The organism is Sphingomonas sp. 37zxx (genome assembly GCF_000786205.1).
Taxonomy (GTDB): domain Bacteria; phylum Pseudomonadota; class Alphaproteobacteria; order Sphingomonadales; family Sphingomonadaceae; genus Sphingomonas.
In genome coordinates this window covers 1-7,613 of the sequence record NZ_JROH01000082.1, presented here as the reverse complement: position 1 = coordinate 7,613, position 7,613 = coordinate 1, and the positions used below count along the sequence as shown (strand labels likewise).

The 7,613-nt window shown below is 61.7% G+C and carries 5 protein-coding genes and 1 pseudogene; 3 read left to right on the top strand and 3 right to left on the bottom strand.

Translation table 11 applies throughout. The features are described from left to right. Positions 1–200, top strand: a 200-nt coding sequence (locus tag QU44_RS18770; protein WP_231621791.1) for a hypothetical protein, incomplete at its 5' end; no start/stop codon positions are given. A gap of 41 nt (positions 201–241) precedes the next feature. On the opposite strand, the pseudogene QU44_RS18010 reads toward QU44_RS18770, so the two are convergent. The 3 genes and pseudogenes from QU44_RS18010 to QU44_RS16510 form a co-directional block, all read right to left on the bottom strand. Then, a pseudogene (locus QU44_RS18010) lies at positions 242–494 on the bottom strand (transposase); the annotation flags it as partial. A 145-nt stretch (positions 495–639) separates the two neighbouring features. Then, positions 640–2,013 carry an L-serine ammonia-lyase gene (locus QU44_RS16515; protein ID WP_033923511.1) on the bottom strand — a complete coding sequence of 458 codons (1,374 nt, stop codon included), beginning with the start codon at positions 2,011–2,013 and terminating at the stop codon, positions 640–642. A gap of 75 nt (positions 2,014–2,088) precedes the next feature. Further along, positions 2,089–3,570 (bottom strand): serine hydrolase domain-containing protein, encoded by a 1,482-nt coding sequence (locus QU44_RS16510; RefSeq protein ID WP_033923510.1) that lies wholly within the window; start codon positions 3,568–3,570, stop codon positions 2,089–2,091. A 148-nt stretch (positions 3,571–3,718) separates the two neighbouring features. On the opposite strand from QU44_RS16510, the gene QU44_RS16505 reads away from it, so the two are divergent. Together QU44_RS16505 and QU44_RS16500 are read left to right on the top strand one after the other, a co-directional pair. Beyond that, positions 3,719–6,592 (top strand): TonB-dependent receptor plug domain-containing protein, encoded by a 2,874-nt coding sequence (locus QU44_RS16505; RefSeq protein WP_033923509.1) that lies wholly within the window; start codon positions 3,719–3,721, stop codon positions 6,590–6,592. Positions 6,593–6,646: 54 nt separating this feature from the next. Next, on the top strand, positions 6,647–7,393 hold the full coding sequence (locus QU44_RS16500) for a GntR family transcriptional regulator (protein WP_052135039.1): 747 nt from the start codon (positions 6,647–6,649) through the stop codon (positions 7,391–7,393). Positions 7,394–7,613 lie beyond the last annotated feature (220 nt).

Below are 7,613 nucleotides of genomic sequence, written 5' to 3'. Positions count from 1 at the left end.
GCCACGATGAATCATCTCACAGCGCGATAGCTAAGCCCTTTTTCAGCAGCCTGTTAGAGGGCCCTGCTCATCTCTGTACTGCAGCCATCTGGGCAGCCGCAAAAGCCGGTGGCGTTTGGCGCGGTGTGATGATTCACTGGCGATCAACGATCATGGAGCGCGGTCATGGGTCCCAAATCGCTGTTCAGTTTATTCGATAACCTTGCGGCGCTGAGCAAGGACGGCGATCCGCTCGAGGTTTTCAGCTGACGGTGGATTGGCAAGCCCGCCTGCCTCCGAAGATAGGTACCATCTGCACCGGCATCGGGATAAGCTTTGCCATCTTGCGGAGGCTCTGGGCGGTGGCGGCGAGGAGGAACTCGTCTTTGGCGCCGTTAGTACCTCGCAGGCGCAAGCGGTCGATCGTCAAGATGCGTTAGGTCCGCGAACAGCATTTCTACTTTCTTGCGCTGGCGACGAGACGTCACATGGGCGTCGGTGGTGGCAATATCGCGCTTGCGGTCAGCGATTAATCGGATCGAGCGTAGGAGAGACACGTGCAGTGACATCTCGCGCGCCGACAGCGAGCTTAGAAAAAACGGACAGTAATTGAGGACCGTCCGCCGTTCTGCATGTGTTTTCAAGAACTGGGCCGCCCTGTCAGCAGGCTACTACGTTGACAGCAAGACCTCCAAGGCTCGTCTCCTTGTATTTGGAACTCATGTCGACGCCGGTTTGGCGCATGGTCTCGATAACTTGATCAAGCGACACGCGCGGAGCCTCATGGCTGTGCAGCGCCAAGCGTGCGGCGTTTACTGCTTTCACCGTGGCGATGGCGTTGCGTTCGATACACGGAATCTGCACTAGTCCGCCGACTGGGTCGCACGTCAGGCCGAGATTATGCTCCATGCCGATTTCGGCAGCGGCGGAGACCTGCGGCGGGCTGCCCCCCCAGACCGCGGCCAGCCCCGCGGCTGCCATGGAACAGGCGACGCCGACTTCCCCCTGGCACCCCATTTCAGCGCCGGAGATCGAGGCACGCTGCTTGTAGAGCAGGCCAATACCGCCAGCCGTCAGCATGAAGCGCGCCGTGGCGGCATCGCTGTCACTCTGCTCCATGCAGTAATAGCGGATCACCGCCGGGATGATCCCGGCTGCGCCGTTGGTGGGGGCGGTAACCACGCGACCGCCGGCGGCATTCTCCTCGTTGACCGCCATGGCATAGACGTTCAGCCAGTCGAACAGCGCTTCTGGTTCATTGCCTGATCTTTGGTGCACCAGCTTTTCCCATAGCGCCGGCGCACGACGGCGAACCTGCAGGCCACCGGGCAGCACGCCCGCGTGGCGCAGCCCGCGGTCGATGCAGGCCATCATCGCACTGATGATCTGGGCGATCCCGGCACGTGTTGCGGCTTCGGGACGCCAGGCCTCCTCGTTGGCAAGCACGATGTCGGCAATGCCCATGCCGGTCTGCGCGCACAGCTCGAGCAGCTGTGCCGCCGAGTGGAAAGGATAAGTGACGGCGACCCGCGTCGGCACCAAGTCGTCTTCGGCCGCGCGCTGCAGCTGGTCGGCGGTGGCGATGAAGCCGCCGCCGGTCGAATACCATTGCTCGCTGGCCAGCACGCTGCCGTCATCGGCCCAGGCGGTCAGGCGGATGCCATTGGGGTGAAGCAGCGGCGCGACGGCTCCGGCTAAGTCCAGGTCGCGCCGCCAGTCGAAGTCGATCCGATGTCGCCCTAGAACGCGCAGGTTGCCCTCGCGCGTGCCGGCCAGCAGGCCCGGCACCTGATCGGGATCGATCGTGTCAGGCTCCAGCCCCAGCAGGCCGAGCAAGGCAGCTTCCGGCGTATTGTGGCCCGCGCCTGTCAGCGCGAGCGACCCTTGCAGCTCGATCGCCACGCGGACGGTCTGGTCAAGGCTGCCTTGCCGCGCAAGCCCCAGGGCAAAGCGTCGGGCGATCCGCATCGGACCGACTGTGTGGGAACTGGAGGGGCCGATGCCGATCCGGAACACATCAAGGATGGAGATCATCGTGCTTCCTCGTCAGCAAACCCCTGGGTGGCAACGGCCCCACAGTTGGGCAGCGCCCGACCCCTACCCCTGGAGTCAGAGATCACCCATCCGGACCGACGGATTGGCATGCCAGACCACCCGGGTCACCTTGCCGCTCGCGTTCCGCTCAAACCGTACTTCCTCCGCCTCGGTCCCGTCGCGGCGGATGCGCCGGAACAGGTCTGGGGCTTTGGGCTTGAGGAACGTGAGGTCAGAGCCGGGCGCGTTCGAAGGCAGCGAAAGGTTCACAAGGCCGCCTGCCCACGGCAGGAACAGCTGCTCCGCGCCCCAGGGCTGGGTCGAATACAAGCCAGCATAGGGCTCAAGGTCCAGCTTCGCCGCCGGCTCGCCCTTGAAACTATAGTCTTTGCGGCGATCGAGGATGTCGAAAATGCCGTCCACATAAGGCGCGCTCGGCTCGGCGGCGTTCATCATCGTGATCACCGCGGTTTCGGTCGGCAGGTGCATCATGAAACGGGTGTAATAGCCCGGGCACTCGCCGCTGTGGCCGACGTAGGTGGTGGTGCCGCGGCGATAGACCCCGAAGCCGAGGCCGCGCGTCAATTGCCAGTCGGGGTCCATGTACTGGACGCGGTGCATGTCGCGCAGGGTGCCTGGCTTCAGAACCTCGGCTTTGCCGGTTCGCAGCACCCGAAATTGCCAGCTGGCAAAGCGACCGAGATCCTCCACAGTCGATGTCAGCCCCGCAGCCGGTGTGACCCCGCGGGTATCAAATGGTTTCAGCCGCTCGCGGGTGCCGTCACGCCTGATAAAGCCATGCCCGACAGCGAGCCGCGACCCGTACAGGTTCATCGGCATGTTCGTGCGCGTGTCGTTCAGGCCCAGCGGCTTCAGCACATTGGTTTGAACATAATTCTCGTAGGATCGGTCCGCCGCTGCCGCCACGCTTTCGCCGACGAGTGTCAGGCCGAGGTTGCTGTACTGATAATGGTCGAATGTCCCGAACAGCTTTGTCTGATTACTGAAGGTGTCGCGAATCTGCTGGCGCGTCGGAAATTTGAAATCCGGGCCTGCCCAATATTCGAAGCCGGCTTCGCGCGGCACGCCTGCCGAGTGAGTCAACAACCCTCGCAATGTTACCGCGCCGCTCGCTGGATCGACCTCCTTGAACGCTGCCCATGGCAAGACGGCGGTGATCGGTTTGTCCAGAGCCAGGCGGTCCTGCTCCACCAGTTGCATGGCGGAAACGGAGGTAAACAGCTTGGAGATCGAACAGATCGAATAGATGGTCTGCGGCGTCGCCGGTACCCGGTGCCGCGCGTCGATGGTGCCCAGTCCCTTGGACCAGATCAGGTCATCACCGCTTACCACCCCGACGGACATGCCGGGGATCTTGCGGAACGCCATATTGGCCGACAGCCAGGCCTCGATCACGCGGAATGCTTCTGACCTTTGGATTTTCCTGGCGTCGGCGGGCGCTGTCTGTGCCGACACTGGAGACGCAAGCGCAACCGCCAGCGCCATCGGTGCAGCCAGCTTTTTCAACACTTTCACATCGGCAGACCATTGCATCATTGCGTCTCCTCGAAACACCTTGACAGTCAGATGACAGTTTTGTTCTTTGTGATCACAAAATGCAACGTGCAGCAGTTGCGGCGCAGTGTGCAAGTTCGATCAGGGAGGGGTAGCGCTTTAGTTTCGGCCGTCAACGCAGGGGGTTTCAATGAAATTCGGTCTCACCGCGGTATCCACGTTCGCCATCGCCGTAACTCTGGCCAGCACGGCACAGGCGCAGACCACCAGCCCTGCCGAGGCGCAGGCCGAGGCAGATGCGATCGACGAAGAGGTCGTCGTCACCGGATCGCGGCTCAGGAGTACGGTCCTGACGTCCGTCGCGCCGATCACCGCGGTCGACACTGTTGCGATCGAACAATCTGGCCGACAGAACATTGCGGACATTCTGACCGACCAGCCGCAGATCGGTGTCGGCCTCAACGGTGCCAATACCCAGCGCAACGCCACGAGCGTTGGTCTGAATCAAGTCGATCTTCGCCGGTTAGGGGGACAGCGGACACTGGTATTGATCAATGGCCGTCGGCAGGTGTCCGGCCAGCCGTTCACGGCCGCGGTCGATCTCAATTCGGTGCCTTCGGCAATGGTGGAGCGCGTCGAGGTCGTCACCGGTGGCACGTCCGCGGTTTATGGTGCCGATGCCGTCAGCGGCGCGATCAATATCGTGCTGAAGCGTGACTTTGAGGGCTTAGAAGCCCGCGCTTTCGGCGGTGTCACGTCGCGCGGCGACGGCGAATCCTACGGTCTTAACCTGATCGGCGGCCAGTCATTTGGCGGCGGCCGCGGCAACATTGTCGCCAACGTGTTCTATGATTCAACGGCGGGCGTTCAATCAACGCAGCGCAGCTACGGCGTGAATGGCATCAACACCATCCGCAACCCCGCCGACACCGCTAACAATGATGCGGTGCCGAACTTCATCACCAGCCCGACGATCCGGTTCGTCGGCGCGACCCAATTGGCGTCTGCCAACACGTCGCTCGGCCGCACGATCTTTGCCGCCGACGGCGGTTCCAGCCGGCCCTACAGCCTGGGATCGATCGGCAACCAGGCTGGACGCACGATCGGCGGCGACGGTGGATTTTTCGAACAATATGACAACCTCTCGCTACCGATTGAACGAATTGGCGGCGCGCTCAACGTCAATTTTGAGGCCAGTGATGGCGTAAACCTGTTCCTCGAAGCGCGGGTAATGAACAGCAAGGTGCTGTCCTTCTGGCAGCCCGTGGCGGATGACTTCGTCTATGCCGCCCCGCGGATCAATGTGAGCAATCCATTCGTGCCAGCGGACTTTCGAGCGCAGGCTACCGCAGCGAACATCTCCAGCTTCCAGGTTTTCCGCGTGTACGACGACTTCGGCCGCCGCGGCAGCGATGCCGACAGGCTGATGCAGCAGTATACGGTGGGCGTAGAGGGCAAGGCGTGGGGTGATTGGACCTATGAAGCCTATGCCGGCTATGGTCACACCCGCGCGTCGACCATTTTGCTCAATGGGCGCCAGCAGGACCGGTTCCTGCAATCCGTGGACGTGATCCTGCTGAATGGGGCGCCAGCGTGCGCTGATCCGGCCGCCCGCGCGGCGGGTTGCCAGCCGCTCAACCCCTTCAATCCGTCCTCGACACCCGCTGGCATTGCGTACAGCCTGTTTAACGATCGCTACCGCTCGACGGCATCGCTGGCGATGGTGGGTGCCAGCATGAACGGCACGCTGTTCAACCTGCCCGCGGGTCCGGTCGCGCTCGTGGTCGGGGCGGAAGCGCGTGACGCGCGTGCGCGAACAGAGCCGTCGGCGGACCTGCAGACGGGCCGAACCTATTATCCGCAGGAAGCGCCAGTATCGGGCAGCATCAAAGTGAAGGAAGCCTTTGGCGAACTGCGTGTACCCTTGCTGGCGGATATAACGCTGGTGAAGGAGCTGACGTTTCAGGCGGCGGCACGCGTTTCGGATTACAACGTGAATGGCACGCAGACATCCTGGAACGCGGGCGGGGTGTTCAGCCCAGTTGACGGAGTGCGTTTCCGGGTGATGCGCTCAAAAGCCGCGCGCGCACCCAACATCACGGAACTGTTCTCTCCAGCGAACGAGAGCTTCTTCTTCGTTCAGGATCCGTGCGACGTCTCCGTCATTACGCAGGCTGCCAACCGCCAGGCCAATTGCACCGCTCTGGGGATCCGTCCCGGCTTCAACGCACCCACGAATGGCCGCACTACCCCGGCGCGGGTTGGTGGAAATCCCAACCTCGACGTCGAAACGGCCTACACCTGGACGGCGGGCGCCGTGTTCACGCCGAATTTTGCGCCCGGCTTGTCGTTGACGATCGATTATTACGACATTCACATTCGCGACGCGATCGGGACGATCCCGATCGGCACGATCCTCAACAACTGCGTCGACCTTGCCGGCCCGCCCTCGGCAAATCCACTCTGTTCACTGATCACGCGCGATCCGACAACCTTTGGCGTGACCAACATCGTCGCTACTCAGGTCAATATCGGCCAGCTTGCGACGCGCGGCATCGATTTCGCGCTCGCCTATGGATTTGATCTTGTCCGTGTCTCATCGTCGCTACCGGGCCGTATAAATCTAAATCTTAACGGCAATTATCTGATCCGCCTGCGCCAGCTGACGGATGGCAACGATCCTCGAACCGAAAACCAGCGTGAAGGTTTCCTGGGCGATCCTAAGTTCCAGGTGCTCGGCTCCCTGACATATTCGATCGACAAGCTAGCTGTTACGTGGCGCGGCCGGTATCTGCAGAGCACGGATATCAACGGCTCGATCAATCTGTTTGCCGGCCGCCCAACGGATCAGTTCGATGTTTCGCAGACCGGAGACTTTCTGTTCAACGATCTGTCGGTGAACTATGAGTTCAGCCAGAAAACCAGCCTGAGGGTCAACGTCAACAATCTCTTCGACGTGAAGCCGCCGCAGCGCGGTTTGAACATTCACCAAGGCATCAATGACGCATCGATCTATCCCAATCTCGGGGCGTCGTTCGTGGGTGCCGTGACGCACCGATTTTGATGCGGGGTCGAAGTTGACCTGTCGAAGGCGGGGTCTCGAATTTTGCCGAGACCGATGTATGAGTTACTGATGTCAGGCCACGATCCGTTGCGTTTTGATGCTGCAGCCGAACTTGTCCTCAATGGACAGGACGAGGCTGAGACGTCGTTCGTGTTTGCGCCCGTGGATCGGGCGACCCTGCAGACGCAGGTCTACGAACAGCTGCGGCGCGCGGTTATGGGTGGTGTATTCCGGCCGGGCACACCCATCACCATCCGCGCCGCGGCCGATGCCCTCGGCGTAAGTCAGATGCCCGCCCGCGCCGCCTTGCAGCGTCTTGAGATCGAGGGTGCGCTGGTCGCGCGTGGCGGCAAGCGCACCCTCGTGATCCCCGAAATGTCTCGGGAAGAATACACCGAGATGCTCGACATCGGCGTTATGCTGGAGGGCATGGCGGCCGAGCGCGCCTGTGGCCTAATCACGCCGGATGAGGTTGCCATCATGACGTCGGCTTGCCACGCGATGCAGGCCGCCGCTGATTCCGACGATCGGGACGCCTATGTCGTGGCGAACTGGACCTTTCATCGCACATTATACGCCGCCAGCCGCCTCAAGACGCTTTTGGGTTTTATCGAAATGCGCTGGCTGAGAATTGGGCCTTATGTTCGGCTGATGATGCCCGATAGGGAAAGCTTGCTAACGTCGATGCCCAATCACTGGGCTGTGCTAGAGGCGCTGCGCGCGCGTGATGGCGTTGCTGCCCGTAACGCGATAACGTCGGATCTGCAGGATTGCGCGCGAACTCTCTTGCCGTATTTGTGACGACATTGCGGTTGAACGCTTGGCCTTCGCGGCATCATCCATGCACCGGATGCTGCAACGGTTTCTGTCGGCGGCGATAGCGTCATCCCTGGCCGCGGCCCGCAATCCGGGACTGGTAATTGACGTTCCTCGGCAGCGCCATGAGGACTGATCGCTGGTGGCGAACCGGAGTGCCATGTGTTCTGCCAGACCTAACAGGCTGCTGAAAAAGGGCTTGGCT